The sequence below is a fragment of the Microbacterium sp. HSID17254 genome (assembly GCF_003989315.1).
GTDB lineage: Bacteria > Actinomycetota > Actinomycetes > Actinomycetales > Microbacteriaceae > Microbacterium.
In genome coordinates, this window is sequence record NZ_RBLT01000132.1 from 1 (window position 1) to 955 (window position 955).

Below are 955 nucleotides of genomic sequence, written 5' to 3' on the forward strand. Positions count from 1 at the left end.
TGATCGACGGCGACGAGCCCGACGCTGAGCGGCGCGGCCTGTCGGCGTGGGGCAGTCACGCGATGCCGAACCTGATCGTGGAGAACCCGCTGACCGGTCGAGCGCACCTCGGGTGGGTGCTGGCCGAGCCGGTGACCACGACCGACTACGCCCGGCTCAAGCCGCTGGGCTACCTGACCTCGGTCCTGGAAGGGCTCCGCCGCGCCACGGGTGGAGATCGGGACTACGGCGGGCTGCTGACGAAGAACCCGTTCCACCCGCGCTGGAACGCCCACCACGTGCACTATCACCGCTACAGCCTCGACGAGCTCCACGCGCCCCTGGCGGGGTCGGGGTCGATGCCCGAGCCGGGCTGGATGCGCCGCAAGGCCCATCTGCTCGACCCAGCCGGGCCGGGCCGGAACTGCGCGTTGTTCACCACCGCCCGTCGCTGGGCCTACCGGGAGGTCCGTCACCACTTCGGCGACCCCGCCGGGCTCGAAGCCGCGATCCGCGCCGGAGCCGCCGAGCGCAACCAGGCCTTCAGCGACCCGCTCCCTGCAGCGGAGGTCCGGGCGATCGCGGACTCGATCAGCCGCTGGATCCTGACCCGGTCCCGGCTCTGGCGACAGGGCCCGAAGGCCTACGACCAGACCTTCTGCGCCATCCAAACCGCCCGCGGCCGCAAAGGTGGTCTGCAAAGGGGCGCTGCGAGGACTGGGCAGTCCAGTCAGATTCGTAGCGGTGTGGAGTGGGAGGCGTTCGGATGGGAGCGCTGAACACTCGCCGTCGCAAACGCTGTCAACGGTCTCTTGCAACTGACCCCGGTCGGGACGCCGCCAACTAACCCCGGAACGGCTGCGCTGTGGCATGACGCGCCCCGACACGGGGCAGTGAGTACTGCGGGTTCACCATGGAGGTGGCACAGGGCGCCCCGAGCGCGGTGGACGTTGCTGCGCCGTCAGTGGCTGAGCCC

1 protein-coding gene is annotated in these 955 nt (G+C 70.7%); it reads left to right on the forward strand.

Annotated elements, in window-relative coordinates; genetic code table 11:
* A partial coding sequence (locus D8M34_RS18120; protein WP_126894715.1) for a replication initiation protein occupies positions 1-758 on the forward strand: 758 nt, incomplete at its 5' end.
* Positions 759-955: the final 197 nt, after the last annotated feature.